This window comes from Bacillus sp. AFS015802 (assembly GCF_002561455.1).
Taxonomy (GTDB): domain Bacteria; phylum Bacillota; class Bacilli; order Bacillales; family Bacillaceae_B; genus Rossellomorea.
Window position 1 is genome coordinate 47,343 of the sequence record NZ_NTUP01000003.1, and the last position, 19,398, is coordinate 66,740.

The window sequence follows — 19,398 nt, forward strand, 5'->3', positions numbered from 1 at the left end:
TGTTTATGGTACACTTATTTAGAAAATCATAAGAGTAGGATCTAAATAAAGGCAGTGAATAACATGTACCCATTTAAACTGGTTGTCATAGACTTGGAAACAACAGGAAATTCTCCGAAAAAAGGAGAAAAAATCATTCAACTATCAGCGGTCATTATCGAAGGCGGTAAGATCATCGATCAATTCACGTCATTTGTATCGCCCGGAAAGCCCATTCCTGCATTCATCGAGGAATTAACGGGGATCAATGATGACATGGTGAAGGATGCACCGGCCTTTCATGAAATTGCCCCGAAAATTCTTGAACTATTGGATCATGGCGTCTTTGTGGCCCATAACGTACAATTCGATCTTTCATTTCTTCAAGCAGAGCTGGAAGAAGCAGGATATAACCCATTCACGGGACCTGCCTTTGATACAGTGGAACTCGCGAAGGTGGCCTTACCATCGGCAGACAGCTTCAAACTGTCGGAGCTTTCCAATTCATTGGAGTTAAGTCATGTAAGACCACATCAGGCTGACAGTGATGCTTATGTGACAGCTGAAATTCTTCTATATTTTATCGAAGAACTTTCAAAGCTCCCATTGGTCACCCTTGAAAAGCTTCACAAGCTTTCGAAACACTTAAAGAGTGATCTTGATTTGTTGTTTGATAGCATAGTGACAGAGAAACAGAAGCACGTCGAGGATCTCTCACCAGAGTTAGAGGTGTACAGGGGGATCGCCCTTCGAAAGAAAAGCGCGCCGCTGAACCAGGATCCATCCGATGGGGACCCCCATTTTAAAGAGCCGGATATTGAGGCACACCTGGCTCACCATGTACCTTTCTATGAAAAAAGAGAGCAGCAAATGAAAATGATGAATGAGATCTCCCGGGCCTTTCATGAATGTCAGCACGTAGTCATCGAAGCGGGTACCGGGGTTGGAAAGTCACTTGGCTACTTATGGCCCGCCGTCATGTTTAGTAAGAGTACAGGTGAAAAAGTGGTCATCAGTACATATACCATTCAATTACAAGAGCAACTCCTCCATAAAGAAATCAAATTATTGGAGAAGATCAGCCCGACCCCCTTCAGGACCGTTCTCCTGAAGGGTAAGAATCACTACATAAACCTGTTCAAATTCGAGCAGTCCCTCAGGGAGGATGAGTCCCAATACGATGTGGTTCTGACAAAGATGCAGATCCTGGTATGGCTGACACGGACCGAATCGGGGGACATGGATGAATTGAACCTCACTTCAGGCGGGCAACTGTTCTGGAATCGTTTAAAACACGACGGCTGGCACCTGGCTCATACAAAAGACCCGTGGGTCTCGAAGGATTTCTATCTTTCAGCCAGAAAGAGTGCCCAGGAAGCGGATATCATCATCACGAATCACTCCATGCTCTTAACGGATATGGTGAGGGAAAGCAGCATGCTTCCTTCCTATGATTATTTAGTGATCGATGAGGCTCATCATCTGGAAAAGTCAGCAAGACAGCATCTCGGCGTGGTCATGGATTATCTCTCCATTAAATTCAGCACGTCACAATTAGGGACTCTGGACCACAAGCAGCTGTTTTATCGTCTGGAGCAGCTTACTTCCAGTCACTCGGTCGAGTTGGATATACATCCCTTCGAATTGGATAGAACCATTGGACAGTTTTATATGGATCTGGAAGAAGCCATTTCAGTATTGACCAGTGTTTTCTATAAAAAGGCCAAAAAGAGAACAGGGATACAAAAAATCCAGCTGCGCATTACCGACGACATGAAAAAGAGCAGTTATTGGCAGCCTGTCATCATGTCGATGGAACGTGTGATCTCAGGAATGAAGTTTGTGGAAAGAGAGTTCCAGCGGGTGCTGGGTACAATCAAGGAAAAGAAAATCAAACTCCTTGATAAAGAAAAAGCCCTGATTGAAGAATTTTACAGCTTTTTGGTGGATTGGACTGAATTACGAACAAATTTCCAAACGGTATTCTTAAAGGACATGAACAATCACGTTCTCTGGCTTGATGGGGACACGAGGTCTTTACCTAACAGTCTTTCCATCCAGGCTCAACCCATTACCGTCGATGGGAATCTGCAGGACGAGATTTTCGCCAAAAAGAAAAGTGTGGTGCTGACATCTGCCACCCTGACCGTGAGTGGATCTTTCAATTATTTCTTGAACGAGATTGGCCTTATCGATAAGGGTGTAAAACAGCTGCAGCTTACCTCCCCTTTTGATTATCATGAGGTTTCAAGGCTTTTCGTCCCGACGGATGTACCTGAAATACAGCAGGTTCATAACGAAGAATATATCGAGGCCATCAGCTCCCATCTAATAGGGGTCGCACAGGCGACAAAAGGTCGGATGCTCATTTTATTCACGTCCTATGATATGTTAAGGAAAACGTATGAACTCATGAAAGAAAGTGGTTTATTGGAAGAATATGTGTTGATGGCACAGGGGATCACTTCAGGGAGCCGTACACGGTTGACAAAGAACTTCCAACGCTTCGATAAGGCGATTTTATTCGGTACGAGCAGCTTCTGGGAAGGGGTGGACATTCCGGGTGAGGACCTGTCCTGCCTTGCCATGGTGAGGCTTCCGTTTTCCCCGCCGGACGAGCCTGTCAATCAGGCGAAATCGGATATCCTGAAAGCACAAGGGAAGAACCCGTTTTCTTCACACTCCTTACCGGAAGCGATCATCCGCTTCAAGCAAGGGGTGGGAAGGCTGATCAGAAGAAGCAGTGACCGCGGAATCGTGATTGTGTATGACCGGAGAGTGATGACGACCAGGTACGGCAAAGCTTTCTTACAATCGATTCCTTCCATGGAAGTCAAAGAAGGCGATCTGTTTGATTTGGTTTCATGGATCGAAGACTGGCTTTGAATCCGTTTAAACTTCAGTGATAAAATCTCCTCATTGACACAACCTAGAGAGTAGATGTGAAACTGGAGGATTGTAAATGAGAGTGATTCTATCGGCCATGCTGTCCTTTCTTCTGGTCCATTCGACTGCCTATGGAATGAAAATCCCCCGGGTGGATTTACATGTGTCCCAGGAGGAATATGCGATCAGCTTCCTACCTGTTCAAAATGGGGAGGTCGCTGTCCTTCATCTGGCGTCGGGGGACCATTATATGATCAATACGGGACCTTTTAAGGACCGCAATCAACTTTATTATTATTTCAATCAACTGCATATAAACAACATAAAGGGTTTAGTCATCACCGAGAAAAGCGAAGTGGATGAGAGGATGATGGCTGAATTGGTGAAAAGGTTCAGCATAGAAGAAATCGTGGTGGGGAAATGCTTGGCACCATCTATGCCGAAACAACTTTCCCCAATCATCCACACCATCCAGGAGGACCAGACCTACCAGTTTACCGATGAATTAGCCATGAGGGCAATCCATGACGGAAATGAAAAAAGGGAAGGGTTGGACTTTTCCATTACCTTCTTTCACCATCGCTTTCTCTGGCTGAGCTCGCAGTCACCACATTCCGAAGGGGTCCTGCTTACCAAACCCCTGAAAAATGTCAACATCGTTAAAGTGCCGGTCCATTCCAAATCAGAAAGCATGTCCCACCGGCTGTTGGAACATGTTGACCCTCAAACCGCCATTCTATACCGCTCTAAAGAAAAGCTTCTTAACGGTGATATGCTTGAGGCGATCAACGAAGCATGGATCGACCTTTACTTGACCGGTCAACATGGGTTGATTGCAGTGAAGTTTAACAAGAGGAACTACGAGGTGCTGACATTTGATCAGGAAGATGGTGTGTTCAAGGACGAAGGATAACAGATGGAAGGCTGACAAGTGAGCCTTCCGTCTTGTAGATTCACTCGTTTTTATGATAACCCCTACCATGGTGGCCCCTTATGTTGTTATAATATGTGTAGAGTTTTTAACTCTCAAGTAAGGTAGCAGACAAAAGGAGGAGCAACATGGAAAGTCGAATTGAAATTCTTTCCACCGTCAGGATTGAATATACGGATAACTTATATAAAGTGGTAGATACACTAAATAGAACCTTAAAAAAAGATGATTATATGTTTGGTTTAGCTTTAGATCCGGAAGATCAAAATCAAGCAGTATTAACAATTTATCGTACATAAAGAGTGATTGTAATGAAAAAATGGATAACCATAATTGTATCATTGATCATCGTCATTGGAATAACCCTATCAGTCCTATTGTATCAATTTTCCCGGAATCCCCTCGATCATCAGGCAGAGAAAGCCTTGAAGAGGGTGGAAGATGAAACATCTATCGTTAACGTCCAGGACACGAGCATTTATAATGGCTCCAAATCCTATGTGGTCGTCACGGGTGAAAATGAACAAAATGAGAAGCTTGTGGCATGGGTACCCAATCAAAAAGGAAAAATAATTGAAAAAAAATGGGCTGATGGCATTACAAAAGATCAGGCTGTCAATAAACTAAAGGATGAAAAGAAACCGAAAGAATTGTTATCCGTCCGTTTAGGATATGAATCCGTCGGGCCGGTATGGGAAATGACCTACTTAGATCAACAGGACAATTTAAACTATTATTATCTGCTGTTTTCGACTGGGGAATGGTGGAGAAAAATTGAAAATTTATGATCAGGGGGAACACGTCAATGAAATTCACATTAGCGGATAGAGTCAGTGCTTTAACACCATCGACGACTTTAGCGATCACGGCTAAAGCGAAAGAAATGAAGTCACAGGGAATCGATGTGATCGGTTTAGGTGCAGGCGAACCTGACTTTAATACACCCGAACACATCATCCAGGCTGCTTATGAGTCCATGACGGAAGGGCACACGAAATATACTCCCTCCGGTGGAATGGCCAAACTGAAAGAAGCAGTCATCCATAAGTTTGAAACCGATCAGAACCTGTCGTATAAACCATCGGAGATCATCGTGACCAGTGGTGCCAAGCATGCCCTATATACATTGTTTCAAGTCCTTTTAAACGAAGGGGATGAAGTAATCATCCCTACTCCTTACTGGGTCAGCTATCCTGAGCAAGTGAAGCTTGCAGGGGGAAATCCGGTAATTGTTGAAGGGAAAGAAGAGAATGAGTACAAAATCACTCCACAACAGCTGGAAGCATCCGTCACGTCGAAAACCAAAGCAGTGATCCTGAACACACCGAGTAATCCTACAGGCATGCTATATTCACGTGAAGAGCTTCAGGCGATCGGTGATGTTTGCTTAGAAAAGGGCATTATGATCGTATCAGATGAAATTTATGAAAAGCTGGTGTATGGAGGGAACACCCATACGTCAATTGCTCAGTTATCCCCGGAACTGAAAGAACAAACGATCGTGATTAACGGGGTATCCAAATCCCATTCCATGACGGGATGGAGAATCGGATATGCGGCAGGGAACGAAGCGGTCATTAAAGCCATGGCCAACCTTGCCAGTCATTCCACCTCAAACCCAACGACAACCTCACAATACGGGGCGGTTGCTGCCTATTTAGGGGATCAACAACCTGTAGAGGAAATGAGACAGGCATTTGAAGAGCGCTTAAACATTGTGATTGATAAAGTCAACAATATCCCGGGATTTCATTGCCTGAAGCCTCAAGGTGCCTTTTATCTGTTCCCGAATGTGTCGGAAGCGGCAAAGACAACGGGCTACAACAATGTAGATGAGTTCACCAAAGCCCTTTTGGAAGAGGCGAAGGTAGCCGTGATTCCAGGCTCCGGTTTCGGTTCGGAACAAAATATCCGCCTTTCTTATGCCACTAGCCTTGATGCGCTTGAGAAAGCAATCGGGCGCATACACGAATTCGTGGTCAATAAAAGCAAGTAATGGAGGGTTGCAGACCGTATGCCGGTCTGCTTTTTCCTTAAAATCATCTCGTTTTGCTCTATCTATTGCGACGGGATAATGGTAAATGTATAATAAAGGACGATACATAAGCGTCTTTAGTTTTTTTGGAGGGAAAAAATCGTGAAAACTACTATATCTCAAGTAAGTAAGTTTGTCGGCGAAGAAGTAACCATCGGTGCATGGCTTGCCAACAAACGTTCAAGTGGAAAAATTGCCTTTCTTCAGCTTCGTGACGGTACAGGCTTCATTCAAGGTGTCGTAGTCAAAAGTGAAGTGGAAGAGGAAATCTTCCAGAAAGCAAAATCATTAACACAAGAAACATCCCTGTATGTGACAGGAACGGTTTCTGAAGATTCCCGTTCACCGTTTGGATACGAACTGCAGGTGAAGAGCGTGGAGGTCATCCATGAAGCGGTGGATTATCCGATCACACCAAAGGAGCATGGGACAGAATTTTTAATGGACCATCGTCACCTTTGGCTTCGTTCACGCAAACAGCATGCCGTGATGAAAGTGCGTAACGAAATCATCCGAGCTACATATGAATTCTTCAATCAGGAAGGATTTGTGAAGGTGGATCCTCCGATTCTTACTGGAAGTGCCCCGGAAGGAACGACTGAATTATTTGCCACTAAATACTTCGAAGAGGATGCATATCTTTCCCAAAGCGGTCAGCTTTATATGGAAGCGGCAGCCATGGCATTAGGGAAAGTATTTTCTTTCGGACCTACATTCAGGGCAGAAAAGTCGAAGACCCGCCGTCATCTAATCGAATTCTGGATGATCGAGCCTGAAATGGCATTCTATGATTTCAAGGATAATCTGGAAGTTCAGGAGCAATATGTTTCTTATATCGTTCAATCGGTACTGGAGAATTGCAAGCTTGAATTGGACCGCTTGGGGAGAGATACATCCAAACTTGAGCAAATCAAAGCACCATTCCCACGCATCACGTATGACGATGCCCTGAAATTATTGCATGAAAAAGGCTTTGATGACATCGAGTGGGGAGATGACTTCGGTGCCCCGCACGAGACAGCCATCGCTGAAAGCTACGACAAGCCGGTATTCATCACCCATTACCCGACTTCTCTAAAACCTTTCTACATGCAGCCGGATCCGGATCGTGATGATGTGGTATTATGTGCTGACTTAATCGCTCCGGAAGGATATGGAGAGATCATCGGCGGTTCAGAGCGTATCCATGACGCAGAATTGATGAAGAAGCGCATTGAAGAGCATGAACTTGCTACAGACGCATACAAATGGTACCTGGAACTAAGAGAATATGGATCTGTTCCTCATTCAGGATTCGGCCTTGGACTTGAAAGAACAGTAGCCTGGATCAGCGGAGTGGAACACGTAAGGGAAACCATCCCATTCCCACGCCTGTTGAACCGTCTGTATCCTTAATTACACTGAACCTAGAGCTGGCTGGATTGCTTAAGAGCATTCCAGCCGGTTCTTTTCTTTTATTACTGTCGTTAGAATCTTAATTTAGAGCCTAAGGGGTTTTAGCTAATGTGAGAACCACTTCTCGTTTTGATTTCAAATTCTTATAACATCCTGGTTTTCGAGTTTGACATTCTGTGCAAAGCGATCTCTTTTAGTTAGGTTTATAATTTGACAGTCAGTATGTAGAAGCACAGAGTGGAGCGGAAAGGAACGGTCGATGTTTTACACTAAACTTTGAAATAAACAATTCATGAGATCTTTTGTTTTTCCAACTTTCTTCTAATCCATAACCATGTCCACATATATTGAATCATGATATACTAATGAGTGAGGTGTGCTGAATATGGATTATAAACGTTTAATGGTGTCCTGGATCGAAGAGGGGACACTCAACATTCCGCAATTATTGTTATCAAATTATCATACACTTGGCTTGAATGAATCAGAATTTGTACTGCTTTTGCATATTTATGGCCATTTGGAAAAGGGAAACCATTTCCCGACCCCGGAAGAACTCTCACAGCCCATGAGCATTTCCAGTGAGTTTTGTTCATCCCTATTACGAAAGCTCATTCAACAGCAATTTTTATCAATTGAAGAAGGTTCATCTGCAGATGGTATTTTATTCGAGAAATACTCTCTTAACCCTCTATGGGAAAAGATGGCCGAATTCGTGATACAGGATACCAAAATGCAACAGATGCAGCAATCAATGGAGGAAGAGGCGGATATCTATACGACATTCGAACAGGAATTCGGTCGGCCTCTTTCTCCACTGGAGTGCGAGACACTGGCCATGTGGCTGGATCAGGATGATCACAACGCGATTATCATCAAAGCGGCATTGAGAGAAGCAGTCATTTCCGGTAAGCTGAATTTCAGATACATTGACCGGATTTTATTTGAATGGAAGAAAAATGGTGTGAAAACCATTGAGGATGCACGAAGCCAAAGCCAGCGCTTCAGATCTCATCAGAAACCTGCTGCTGCCAGTGAAGCTTCTTCCCCAAAACGAAAATCAGTACCGTTTTATAATTGGCTTGAGCAATAAAATGATGAAAGGGGACTGACTCTCGAAACGCTTCGAGGTTGGTCCCTTTATTTTTTGAAAAAAATCATTCTTTTGGCTGGAGGTAGTAAGATTCATGCTGAATAAAATACAAATACAGATTTGCCTGGATGAAATGAGAGAAATGTTCCCTGATGCACACTGTGAACTACGTCATGAAAATCCTTTCGAACTGGTCATCGCTGTCCTTCTATCGGCACAGTGTACGGACGTTCTTGTCAATAAAGTCACAAAAGGCCTATTTGAGAAATATAAAAGACCCGAGGACTATTTGGAAGTCACGTTGGAAGAGCTGCAGCAGGATATACGCTCTATTGGCCTGTATCGGAACAAAGCCAAAAATATCCGGAAATTATGTGAGATCCTTCTCACCGAGTACGGAGGAGAAGTGCCTGAGAGTCATGAAGATTTAGTTAAGCTTCCGGGTGTGGGAAGAAAGACGGCCAACGTAGTGGTTTCCGTTGCCTTCGGAGAACCGGCGCTTGCTGTCGATACCCACGTAGAACGTGTCAGTAAAAGATTGGGGATCTGCAGATGGAAAGACAGCGTATTGGAAGTGGAAAAGACTTTAATGAAGAAGATCCCAAGAGAAGAATGGTCCGAAACTCATCACCGTCTCATTTTCTTTGGACGCTATCATTGTAAGGCTCAATCTCCTCAATGCGAGGTTTGTCCTTTAGTGGACTTGTGCAGGGAAGGACAAAAGAGATTGAAGAAAAAGGGCAGCATATGACCGGGGCTGTATTGAATCTCCCAACAGAGCTGAGAGATCCTTTTTTCTTTACCGATGAAAAGGTGAAGATGGGATCTCAAATCGTACCTTCTAATCCTTACTTTGCTTTTGAGATCCTTTTTTACAGTGGCGCGCGCCTGCATTCTCTTCCTTGGTTGGTGCAAGGGCAATGGATTGATGACATAGTAGGGGGCTGGAGGGAAGAAGAAGTATATCTAAAAAGTTTATTCAAAAGCCGATCAAAAGAAACGACGTTAGCCATGAAAAAGGGGATTGCCCAGTTTTATATGTTCTTGTTCTGGAGTAATAACCAGCCCGTTAATCTGGAAAATTGGGGGTCAAAAGTTGACCGTCTTCCCGTTAAGCCTGTAAATGCCGTGGAACGATTGACCTTCATCAGGGAAAATGCCTCACTCTTTCATTCCTATATCCAACTGGCTCAACTTTTTGAGGAACAACATAAACAATATGCCAAATTCCTGGCGTTGAATCAAGCAGCAAAAAAATAAGGCAACGAGAGAATTCTCTCGTTGCCTTATTCTTATTCTTGGTTTCGTCTGGTTTCTGATTGAGTAGCAGGCGTGCCTGTGCCGTCCCCGGTACCAGTACCGGTTCCAGTACCAGTACCAGTGCCATCTCCGGTTCCAGTGCCATCTCCTGTGGTTCCACCATCCCCGGTTCCAGTATCACCGCCTGTTCCTCCGTCTCCAGTACCGTCTCCTTCAGATGGAGGAGTGGTACCATCATCCTCACCAGTAGTACCACCATCATTGCCTTGGTCATTCCCGTTACCTTGGCCGTTACCATTGCCTTGGTCATTCCCGTTATCTTGACCTTGACCTTCTCCATTGTTGGATCCGTTGTCTTCTTCCGGTGTCCCTTCATCCTTTTTATCCGCTTTTACATCGACGCTGACGGATGCAGGGTTACTTCGTTGATCACCCGAAATGGCAACGACTTCAAAGGTGAAGGTGCCTTCTGAAGTGATGTTTTCGACATTTAATCCCTTTTTATCGGTAGTCGTCAACACTTGTTTCGCTTCACCATTGATGGAAACCGAAACTTCGAATTGGACGTCTTTCGATTTACCATAGTCCCAAGAAAGGGTGATGGTTTGATCTTTTTTATTAAATTTACCTTTCAGTTTCGTTGGTGCATCGATTTTATCGAATTGTTGAGACACCTTGGAAGGTTCCGTTCCTTTAACGAAAAGCTCCGTAATGATTCTGTCATCCGGCGTGTATTCACTTGGCAGTCTCGCAGGATCGCTTCCAAGTTCCACTTTTGATTCCACGACGCTGTCAGGCTTTTTGAAGTCTGGTGTATCTGCACCATCGTGAACATAGCTCATCAAGTCACTGACAATGTATTGAGCGACATGGCGGTCAGTAGGGGAAAGCGGGATGGATTGGGTCTTATACCCGGTCCAAACGGCTGCGGTATAATTTGTCGTATAGCCAACAAACCATGAGTCAGGTGCGCCAGATTTAGCGATACCGTACTGTTCCCGTTCTTTTTGAGAATAGTTCGTCGTACCCGATTTCCCTGCCATCGGTAATCCCGGCACTTTAGCGTATTTACCAGTACCTTGTGGGTGGTCGATGACGCTTTTCAGCATATCTGAAATCATATATGCCGTGTATTCCTTCATGGCAGGTTCTGGTTTACTTTCATTCTTAATCTCTGTTTCACCGTCGCGCAGGACGACTTTCGTTACAGTATGAGGCTTATTATACACACCTTCGTTACCGAAGGCAGCATACGCACCGGCCATTTGTACCGAGTTCACACCAGGTGATACCCCGCCGATGGATGCAGATTCGTAGTAATGATCAAACTTCAGACCAAGACCATTGACGAAATCCGCCGCCTTCTCCGCTCCAACCGCCTGGAAGGCTTTTAAAGCGGTAATATTCCTGGAATCCCAAAGTCCTTCACGGATGGTGATGGGGCCTTTGAATTGGCCGTCATAGTTATTGATTTCCGTGCCGTTTGAGTATTCATAAGGTTCATCTTTTAGAATATGATAGGTTGACCATTTTAAATGTTCAATGGCAGGGGCATAATCAAGTAAAGGCTTTATGGTCGATCCAGGCTGACGTTTGGAGTCGATGGCATAGTTGAATCCTCGCTTCACTTCCGGATCCTGTTCCCTGCCTCCTCCAATGGCCCTGATTTCACCCGTTTTCGTATCCATCAGAGTGACACCTGCCTGCATTGGCTCTTCAGCATTTTCCGGATAGCTGAAGCTTGTGTTTTCACCTGCCAGGATTTCCTCCAACCGTTTTTGGGCATCCGGGTCAACTGTTGTGTAAACCTTTAGACCATCAGAGAATAAGTTGTAATCACCCATTTTCTGCACTTCATCTATCACTGCATCTACAAATGCAGGAAATTTATCTCCGTTTTTCTTTTCCACTTCTTCAGCTGATACCAGTCCTTTTGTAACAGGAATGGCTTGTGCTGCCTCTTTTTCTTTTTCCGTAATTTTACCGTGCTGTGCCATTAGAGACAGTACGATATTACGTCTCTTCTCTGCACTCTCAGGGTGCTTAAGAGGGTTATAATTGTTCGGGCTTTGAGGAAGTCCCGCAATCATAGCGGCTTCGTGCAGTTTGATATCTTTTATGTCTTTGCCGTAATAATGATCGGCGGCCGTCGCCATCCCGTTGATACCATCAGACATATAGACCTTATTAAAGTACATCTCAAAGATTTCTTCTTTTGTATACTCCTGCTCAAGCTTCAGGGCAAGCCATGCTTCCTGGGCTTTTCTCTTCAAGGTTTTCTCAGGGCTTAAAAATGAGCCCTTGATGACTTGCTGTGTAATCGTAGAGGCACCCTCTGAACCGAAACCGCCAGTCACATTGGCAATGACGGCCCCGCCTAAACGAATCAGGTCAATTCCGTTATGTTTATAGAATCGATTATCTTCTGTTGCAATGACCGCGTCCTGCATGACCTGAGGGATGTCATCGAAATTAGCGTACTCCCGTTTTTCTTTCCCTACTGTTGTGATCAGATCTCCATTCATGTCATAAATTTCCGAAGCGATCGGATCCTTCAATAGCTTTTCGTCGAGCTTCGGTGCACTTGATGCATAATAAGCAAACAACCCTGCACCTGCGAGCATGCCGATGATTCCAATGATAAATAATGATATAATGACGCGCTTAACCATTGAGCCTTTTTTCTTGCTCTTAGTGGATTTGGACTTCTGTTGGGCCAGGCGTTTTTCTTCCCTTGACTTATATTGACCAGCCATATTGTTTCCTCACTTTCAATCTTCTGTGTTTTTAGTATTGTCTAAGATTAAAAATATACTACTGATTATGAGATAAAATATAGATTAACTCATTTTTCTTAAACTAAAAATATAACTGATGGACTATTTTTAAATAATCAACCCTGGGATGGAGTCCTAACGGAATGGAAAAACCTTTCTCTTCCATTTCCTCCCGCTTGATTGATTTTCTCCCGCCAGCTTCCATACGGTCCCAGTAAAGCCTCAGGGCTTCATAGGGGAGCAGGAACACCTCTTCTGAAACCGAAAACCTTATGAGTACGAAGGTAATGCCTTCTTGTGTATGAACGTTTTCCATGTGATGAATCTGGTGTTCATGAAAATTTTGAAGGGGAAAAGATGTCTTGTTTTTCGTTTCCTTCGCTTCAAAATCGATATACCGTCCCTTGTAGACCCCGTTGTAGTCTGTCGTTGAAGGCTGCTTAAAATACGCTTCCTTAATGACAGCGGCACTCCTTGAAGGATAGTGAACATCCACTATTTGGACCGGGGTGGGTTTTTTGTGAATAACCGCTTTTTGAAACGTCAAATAATATTGGTTCGTTTCATTAATATCTTCTTCCAGTGTCATCCCTCTGTTGCTGTACGATATTTGTTTCGGTTTTGCCTTTGTTTTTTTTGAGGGTAATGTCGCTTCCACATATTTCTTTCCATTGGGATAATGGAATTTCATGGCAATTCACCTCGCAGACTAATCTATATCATAACAGAAACCACTCCATTTTGTGTGAATAATTGTTTACAAATCTCCTCATTCTAGGACTAGCGGAGAAAGGGGGATAAAAGGGATGAAAAAAATCAGCAATACTTATCGCTTTTTACCCTATATACCTGAACCTAAACGTAGAAATGAATGGATTAATGATGTAAATCAACTGGTGAAGAGATACAATGCGGATAACGTATCTCGTACGAACGCTTATCAAGCATTTTTTCTCCTACATCCTGAGATAAAGTGGTCGTTTCTGGCTGCTATGGTGTCTCGGAACGCAGGTTGGAATATGACCGATTTGAAGGGCGATATCTTCTCCAAGCTTTTAAGTCCCGAGACATGTGAAATTCTTTTTATGACATATGAAAGGGCGAATTGGAGTATTTTCCAGGATGCCTTCCCGCAACTCCTTCTCTATCATTATTCGACGATCTATAAGAAGAAAATGTTTCACTTGTTCAAAGACTTTCACATTTCGAGTTTTATGGAGGAGGAATGGAACCGGTTCTGGGAAGAGGGGGATGAGAGGCGATTGGCACAGTCACTCATCATTAATGAACAGCACCTTATACAGGGTCCGGTCATTGAACAGGATCTTTATAAGAGAAAGGTGTTCGGTACCGTCCTTTTCTTTATAGAGGATCACCTGCATTTCAGTTCCGTGCTTTTTCCTACGCTACACGGAGAACTTTATGGGGCAAGTGTACACGGCTTTCGGGATGTGGGGAATAGAATCAAGCTGGGTAACACGTTATTCGAAATTTTATTTCACCCTGAGTACCATCGTTTTTTCCTTGAGTATGCTCAAAATGTCGAGCATACGGGTTCAAGAAGTGATTATGAAACATATTGCCGCAGTGTACAAGGTACACGTACACCCATTCTTCAACAGGCCTACGATGTGATTACCCACGATTGGAATGATCATAGGGATTGGTCGCTGGATAGTAAGATCCAAGAGGAGTGGTATACCAAGCAGGATCTCCCGGGGGATGTCATCATGACTGATTGGTTTTTCAATAAGCAAAGGCAGCTTGAGAAGCTGGCAGCCGTAAAAGAAACTGTTAAAGGGATTTGGCCGGGGGGAAGGAAAAAGAAGGGGCGGACATTTTGAAAATGACTGCCCCTTCTTTTTAATATGCGGTGTTGAAGGCCTTTTGGGATTTCCCAGTTTTTCTTGTCGGGTCTGACCAAGCCGCCTCCGCTTTCTTATCAGTCCAGCTCCGGCGGCTAGACCCTCGAGGTCATAAGTCAGGAACACCAAAAAGGCAAAGAGCGCCTTTCCGGTGTTCCCGCCTTATGCTTGTTGGGTCTGAACGAGCCGCCTCCGCTTTCTTATTAGTCCAGCTCCGGCGGCTAGACCCTCGAGGTCATAAGTCAGGAACACCAAAAAGGCAAAGGGCGCCTTTCCGGTGTTCCCGCCTTATGCTTGTCGGGTCTGAACGAGCCGCCTCCGCTTTCTTAGGTCGCTGGTCTGTTTTCGCCTTCGAGTTTAGGGTTGCCTTTTGATGCTTTGGTTTCGGCTGGTTGTTTTTTGGTTTGTTTGTTATTTTGATTTTTCATTGTGAACCACCTCCACCCATAGTATTTTGGGTTTTTGCTTGTTTTATTCAGGAACTGTCGAAACGTCATTGTCGGAATGTCCTTTTTGCACTTTCTTTGACGAAACGCTTCTAGTTTTGTCAGGGGGGGAGGGAAAGGGCTATGAACGGAGAAATACTGTATTAATCCAAAAAAAAGGTGGGAGGATTCACATGCTTCCAAAACAAGATATTATGTTAAAGTTAGCCGAAATCGAAGAAAGCCTCAATCAATTGGAACAAAGCCTGCATGATCGAATTTCAGTTGAAGAGCAAGATGGATTGAGTATGCTATCGGATCAAATACAGAAAATGGACGGTCATTTAAGCTCCTTGGAGAGAACAACGGGTTCGAAAACGGTTCTTATGAATAATAGAGAAAAGTCCTACGTCCTGCAAAAACTTGAATTATCCTTCAAGACATCTTAAACTGGCTTTATAAGAAAGTAGCGTATGCTGCTTTTATTTTTTGTCTAGATTTTTGCATGGAGGGCTTTTTTTGAAAGAATTGAAACAAGTAACGGAAGATCTTCTCGTACTGGTCGAGAAGATGATGAATGAATATAAAAACAGGCGCGAATCGGGTGAAAAAGGGGATTTTTACACCGAGGTAAAACCTTTTGCAGATGAAGTGAAAATGAAAAATGATTCATGGAAGGAGCTTTCCATGGCCTGGATCAAGGATTATAGGCCGAAGCACCTTCATTTACTTCAAATCATGAACACCTTCGACAACATTGAAATGTTATCGGTCCATTGCTTTTTTCCCGAGTCCAGTTACAACCGGTTCATCAGTCATTATCAGTCTGTCTCGTACGTTCTGGGGACTCAGATCGATGACCTGAAAGAAAAATAAGAGGCTGCCACCCGGCAGCCTCTTTCTTATGGAGTTGAAATGGCATTTTCTTCTGCTGAATTGATTTGTTTCGCTAACTCTTTGTAGTGATGAAAAGAAATCTCATTAGAAATATAAAGTTTTTTGGCCAGTGTAAGAAGTTCTTGTTGGTCGGTTGCCTGATATTGTTTACTGCTTTCATATCGTTTCAACAATTCATTTAGGTCCATCCTGATTCCTCCCAATACTCATATTTCATAGAAATGATGTTAGCTTCGCATCTACATTCATCCTATCATAGAAAACCCTTTCTTTAAGTTGTAAGAATAGTGTAACTTCCGACATTCTTCTTATTGGATTGTCGAAAGATCTTTATGGGTTCTATCACCATTTTTCAGCTTGAAACATAAAGTGTAGTAACCATGAACAGTAGGGGGGCTAAGTATGAATTCTTCACCTTATTCGAGACAGATGCGATATCAACCATATCCTTATTACCATTCTCAGCCTGGGAATATGGGGCCGATGATGAACTTTCCTGTACAGGGGATGAGACCACCGAATTATGGACCATTTCCACCCAATTACTTACCGCAGCACGATGGTCCTTATTCCGGTGCCGGGAATCAGGTGAACCAATATCAGCAGATGAATCCATATTTTGATAATCCTCTTCAACAGAAAGAATACAATCCATATCAAATGAAGGCAATGGAACAGCAGTCCTATGCTAATCCGTATCCGAAAGCATCCTTTATGGCGAAACCTTCATCAGGTGGGGTAAGCGGCATCATGAATTCCTTTAAGTCGCAGGACGGCTCGTTGGATTTCAATAAAATGATGAATACAACAGGGCAAATGATGGGGGCCATCAATCAAGTATCTTCTCTGGTAAAAGGGTTAGGCGGAATATTTAAGTTTTAGACGAAAAAGGAGCTGCGCAATTTCGCAGCTCCTTTTTCCATCAATCAATCTGTATTCTCTTTCCGGACTCCTTGTTCACTTTCACTGTTAATAAACCATCTTTATAAGAAGCTTTCACATTCTTTTCATTCACAACCCTTGGAAAGGGAACGGTCCTGCTGCTTTTTCTCATCGATTGTTTCCTTTTGATGGTCTGATGCTGTTCATTTTCTTCAGAGTATACTTCCTTATGGGTCACTGAGATCGTGATGTACTGGGGGAACACATCGAGTTGTATTTGTTCTTTGTTTACACCGGGAAGTTCTGCTGTGACAAGATAATGATCATCGGTTTCAGTCAGTTCTACCGGGAATGAACCAAAAGGGTTAGCGGAAGATGTAAAGAATTCATCGATACTTTGTAACATTCCCTTCATCGGTCTTTCGTGAAAGAACTCATTCATGGAATGTATCAGGTCTCCAAAACCATTTTTGTTTGAATCCTTGGACATGGGTATGCTCCTTTCAGGCAAACGTATTCATACTAGTGTATGGTATCCGGATGAAAATGTGCCTTTGCTCCATATGTAAAAATAAAAGGGGATGGGGGGCAGTCACTCTACTTATCGCTCCTTTTTGGAAAGGATGAATATGGAAAAGTGCTGTTTTTACTTTAGTTTCGAACATAGATTCGGTAAAATGAGTAGGAGAGGTGATAGACATGTTTAAGAAAAACAACCTTCAACAATTGATAGAGCATTTTAAGAGAGACGAAGATTTCAATAAACAGATTATTCATTGGCATACCATTGATGAAAAACCGGCACAATTGGTAGACCTGCCAAATGAAATAGATGAAAGAATCAAAAAAGCCTTACAGAAAAGAGGGGTGGAAAAGCTTTATACCCATCAAAGCTCAGCGTTTCGACTGGCAATGCAGGGGCAAAGCTTCACGGCCGTCACGCCAACCGCGTCAGGGAAGACGCTTTGCTACAATCTCCCCGTCCTTCAAACGATCATGGACAATCCGGATTCACGTGCACTCTATATCTTCCCTACCAAGGCACTTGCCCAGGATCAGAAGAGCGAGCTGAATGAGATCATTTCTGAGGCGGAGGTTGCCATCAACAGCTATACATATGACGGGGATACATCTGCCAATATCCGTCAAAAGGTGAGGAAAACGGGTCATATTGTCATCACAAACCCGGATATGCTGCACTCAGCGATTCTTCCTCATCACACCAAGTGGGTGTCGCTGTTCGAGAATCTTAAATACGTCATTATCGATGAACTTCATATTTATAGAGGAGTGTTTGGGTCCCATGTCAGTAATGTGGTCAGAAGACTGAAACGGATCTGTGAATTCTACGGTGCTTCACCTGTTTTCATCTGCACATCGGCAACGATTGCCAATCCAAAAGAACTGGCAGAGCATCTAACGGGATCAGAAATGAATCTGATCGATAATAATGGGGCTCCGAGTGCAAAGAAACACTTCGTATTCTATAATCCCCCGATTGTCAATAAACCGCTGAACATTCGACGAAGCGCAACCCTCGAGGTGAGGAGGATCGCAGGCGAGCTGTTAAAGAATAAGATCCAAACCATCATATTTGCGAGAAGCAGGGTCCGGGTGGAAATCATTCTTACGTATCTGCAGGAATTAGTGAAAAGTCAACTAGGTGCGAAATCCATCAGGGGTTACCGGGGAGGATATCTCCCTACCCAGCGGAGAGAAATTGAAAAGGGCTTAAGAAACGGTGAAATATACGGGGTTGTCAGTACAAACGCCCTGGAACTGGGTGTTGACATCGGCCAATTGCAGGTATGTATCATGACGGGCTATCCAGGGACGATTGCAAGTGCATGGCAGCAGGCAGGCAGAGCCGGAAGACGACATGGGGAATCTCTCGTCATCATGGTGGCAAGCTCAAGTCCGCTTGATCAATTCATCATCGAGCACCCTGATTATTTCTTTGAGCAAACCCCGGAAACGGCAAGGATCAATCCGGATAATTTAATCATCCTTATTGATCATATCAAATGCGCCGCCTATGAGTTGCCCTTCAGGGAAGGGGAACAATTTGGAGCACATGAAATTGAAGATATTTTGGAATTTCTGGTAGAAGAACGGGTCGTCCACAAAAATGGGGACAAGTGGTATTGGATGAACGATGTGTTTCCTGCCCATAACATCAGCCTTCGCTCGGCTTCTCAGGAAAATGTCATCATCATTGATCAAACGGATGTTTCATCCGTGAAAGTGATCGGGGAAATGGACCGTTTTTCTGCTATGACGTTACTGCATGATGAAGCCATCTATTTACATCAGGGGGTTCAGTTCCAAGTAGAGAAGCTGGATTGGGAAGAAAAGAAGGCATTTGTAAGGGAAGTCGATGTGGATTACTTTACCGATGCCAATCTCGCTGTACAATTAAGGGTATTGGAAACAGACAAAATGAGGGAATCAGAGATGTTCGATGTAGCGTTTGGGGACGTAACCGTTCAAGCAATGGCAACGATTTTCAAGAAAATAAAGTTTGATACTCATGAAAATATCGGATCAGGTCCCATTCATCTTCCTGAAGAGGAGCTGCACACGAGCTCCAGTTGGATTTCATTAAAGGACGCTGCCGCTTTCAGCCAGGAACGACTTGAAGAGGGACTTATCGGGGTTTCACAGAGCCTGAAATCGATCATCCCCTTATTTGTCATGTGTGACCCGAGCGATATTTTCGTTGTTCCCCAAATAAAGGCTGCCCATAATGAACTGCCTACCATCTTTATTTACGACCGCTACCCGGGCGGGATCGGGCTAAGTGAAAAAGTGTTCGAAGAAATAGAGAAGATTCTCCTTGAGACGTCTTCCATGATTGAACGATGTCCGTGTCAAAGCGGATGCCCTTCCTGCATCGGGATGGAGCATTCACTTGACACAGCCAAACTCGATTCATTAAAGCTTCTTCATCTTTTCCTCCAATAAATAATGGAA

18 protein-coding genes are annotated in these 19,398 nt (G+C 43.8%); 14 read left to right on the forward strand and 4 right to left on the reverse strand.

The window, feature by feature from the left end; all coding sequences use genetic code 11:
- Positions 1-63 precede the first annotated feature (63 nt).
- From dinG to CN378_RS01825, 9 genes are all read left to right on the forward strand, one after another.
- Positions 64-2,865 carry an ATP-dependent DNA helicase DinG gene (gene dinG / locus CN378_RS01785; RefSeq protein WP_098350220.1) on the forward strand — a complete coding sequence of 934 codons (2,802 nt, stop codon included), beginning with the start codon at positions 64-66 and terminating at the stop codon, positions 2,863-2,865.
- 76 nt (positions 2,866-2,941) lie between these two features.
- Positions 2,942-3,778, forward strand: a complete 837-nt coding sequence (locus CN378_RS01790; protein WP_098350221.1) for a hypothetical protein — start codon at positions 2,942-2,944, stop codon at positions 3,776-3,778.
- Between the two features lie 146 nt (positions 3,779-3,924).
- The gene (locus tag CN378_RS01795) at positions 3,925-4,095 is read left to right on the forward strand and encodes a YpmA family protein (RefSeq protein WP_082051082.1); all 171 of its coding nucleotides are present in this window, start codon (positions 3,925-3,927) and stop codon (positions 4,093-4,095) included.
- A 12-nt stretch (positions 4,096-4,107) separates the two neighbouring features.
- Positions 4,108-4,584, forward strand: a complete 477-nt coding sequence (locus tag CN378_RS01800; RefSeq protein ID WP_098350222.1) for a cell wall elongation regulator TseB-like domain-containing protein — start codon at positions 4,108-4,110, stop codon at positions 4,582-4,584.
- 17 nt (positions 4,585-4,601) lie between these two features.
- Positions 4,602-5,792 (forward strand): pyridoxal phosphate-dependent aminotransferase, encoded by a 1,191-nt coding sequence (locus CN378_RS01805; RefSeq protein WP_098350223.1) that lies wholly within the window; start codon positions 4,602-4,604, stop codon positions 5,790-5,792.
- 141 nt (positions 5,793-5,933) lie between these two features.
- Positions 5,934-7,226: an asparagine--tRNA ligase gene (gene asnS / locus CN378_RS01810; RefSeq protein ID WP_179884763.1), complete on the forward strand. Its 1,293-nt coding sequence runs from the start codon at positions 5,934-5,936 to the stop codon at positions 7,224-7,226.
- Positions 7,227-7,611: 385 nt separating this feature from the next.
- Positions 7,612-8,319 carry a DnaD domain-containing protein gene (locus tag CN378_RS01815; protein ID WP_098350225.1) on the forward strand — a complete coding sequence of 236 codons (708 nt, stop codon included), beginning with the start codon at positions 7,612-7,614 and terminating at the stop codon, positions 8,317-8,319.
- 94 nt (positions 8,320-8,413) lie between these two features.
- Positions 8,414-9,070, forward strand: coding sequence for an endonuclease III (gene nth / locus CN378_RS01820; RefSeq protein WP_098350226.1), 657 nt, complete (start codon positions 8,414-8,416; stop codon positions 9,068-9,070).
- Positions 9,067-9,579 (forward strand): YpoC family protein, encoded by a 513-nt coding sequence (locus CN378_RS01825; RefSeq protein WP_098350227.1) that lies wholly within the window; start codon positions 9,067-9,069, stop codon positions 9,577-9,579. The genes nth and CN378_RS01825 overlap by 4 nt, the downstream gene beginning before the upstream one ends.
- A 32-nt stretch (positions 9,580-9,611) precedes the next feature.
- On the opposite strand, the gene CN378_RS01830 is transcribed toward CN378_RS01825, so the two are convergent.
- Both CN378_RS01830 and recU read right to left on the reverse strand, forming a co-directional pair.
- Complete coding sequence (locus CN378_RS01830) at positions 9,612-12,335, reverse strand: transglycosylase domain-containing protein (protein WP_098350228.1); 2,724 nt, start codon at positions 12,333-12,335, stop codon at positions 9,612-9,614.
- 103 nt (positions 12,336-12,438) lie between these two features.
- Complete coding sequence (recU, locus tag CN378_RS01835) at positions 12,439-13,047, reverse strand: Holliday junction resolvase RecU (RefSeq protein WP_098350229.1); 609 nt, start codon at positions 13,045-13,047, stop codon at positions 12,439-12,441.
- Between the two features lie 115 nt (positions 13,048-13,162).
- Here recU and CN378_RS01840 point away from each other — a divergent pair, with 115 nt between their 5' ends.
- The 3 genes from CN378_RS01840 (at position 13,163) to CN378_RS01850 (ending at position 15,522) form a co-directional block, all read left to right on the forward strand.
- Positions 13,163-14,200 (forward strand): DUF2515 family protein, encoded by a 1,038-nt coding sequence (locus CN378_RS01840; RefSeq protein WP_098350230.1) that lies wholly within the window; start codon positions 13,163-13,165, stop codon positions 14,198-14,200.
- Positions 14,201-14,840: 640 nt separating this feature from the next.
- Entirely contained in the window at positions 14,841-15,095 is a 255-nt protein-coding gene (locus CN378_RS01845; RefSeq protein WP_098350231.1) for a hypothetical protein, read from the forward strand.
- Positions 15,096-15,165: 70 nt separating this feature from the next.
- A complete protein-coding gene (locus tag CN378_RS01850) occupies positions 15,166-15,522 on the forward strand; it encodes a YppE family protein (protein ID WP_098350232.1) in 357 nt (118 codons plus the stop codon).
- 26 nt (positions 15,523-15,548) lie between these two features.
- Here the strand turns inward: CN378_RS01850 and yppF are convergent, their stop codons facing one another.
- Entirely contained in the window at positions 15,549-15,731 is a 183-nt protein-coding gene (gene yppF, locus CN378_RS01855; RefSeq protein WP_098350233.1) for a YppF family protein, read from the reverse strand.
- Between the two features lie 214 nt (positions 15,732-15,945).
- Between yppF and CN378_RS01860 the strand changes: the two genes are divergently transcribed.
- The gene (locus tag CN378_RS01860) at positions 15,946-16,425 is read left to right on the forward strand and encodes a YppG family protein (RefSeq protein ID WP_098350234.1); all 480 of its coding nucleotides are present in this window, start codon (positions 15,946-15,948) and stop codon (positions 16,423-16,425) included.
- A gap of 40 nt (positions 16,426-16,465) precedes the next feature.
- Here the strand turns inward: CN378_RS01860 and CN378_RS01865 are convergent, their stop codons facing one another.
- Positions 16,466-16,915, reverse strand: a complete 450-nt coding sequence (locus CN378_RS01865) for an Hsp20/alpha crystallin family protein (RefSeq protein WP_098350235.1) — start codon at positions 16,913-16,915, stop codon at positions 16,466-16,468.
- 209 nt (positions 16,916-17,124) lie between these two features.
- On the opposite strand from CN378_RS01865, the gene CN378_RS01870 reads away from it, so the two are divergent.
- Positions 17,125-19,389 carry a DEAD/DEAH box helicase gene (locus CN378_RS01870; protein ID WP_098350236.1) on the forward strand — a complete coding sequence of 755 codons (2,265 nt, stop codon included), beginning with the start codon at positions 17,125-17,127 and terminating at the stop codon, positions 19,387-19,389.
- Positions 19,390-19,398: the final 9 nt, after the last annotated feature.